Origin of the sequence: Pseudomonas sp. QS1027 (assembly GCF_002814235.1) — a bacterium.
Taxonomy (GTDB): Bacteria; Pseudomonadota; Gammaproteobacteria; order Pseudomonadales; family Pseudomonadaceae; genus Aquipseudomonas.
In genome coordinates, this window is record NZ_PHSU01000072.1 from 1 (window position 1) to 473 (window position 473).

At 64.5% G+C, this 473-nt stretch carries 1 pseudogene; it reads left to right on the forward strand.

The features are described 5' to 3' along the window. Positions 1 to 473: pseudogene (locus tag CWE01_RS33195) on the forward strand (hypothetical protein); the annotation flags it as partial.

Sequence of the window (473 nt, forward strand, 5' to 3'; positions counted from 1 at the left end):
CAGCGAAATCCAGCTCAGTGCGCCACGCCTGCTGCGCCTGGAGCAGGATGCCGCCTTGCGCCAGCAACGCTGCCAGAGTCCGGCGTTGTACTGCACGAACGATGGTTTTCGACAGCTGTTCAATAACCACCCCGATGGCCAGGCCATGCTGGAGGCTTTCAGCGCCTTCGATGCCAACAATGCGACGAACCAAAGCGCATCAGGCAGGGCCCACACGACCTGGCTAAACCTGCGTCAACAGGCCTTTCCGGTGCAGGTCGCAGCCTGGCAGCGGGCCCGTCAGCCGGGTTACGAATGGCAGTTCGACCAGCCCGCCCGCTACCTTTGCGACCCGCAAGCGCGCTACCCGGCCCATTGCCTGGAGCAGGCACAGGCCGTGGTCGAAGGCGACACAGCGGATGAGTCGCCCGAGCCACTGGAAAGCGGCGCCTGGGCTCATTGTCTGGAGCGAATCGTCGAGCCCGAAGACTCGG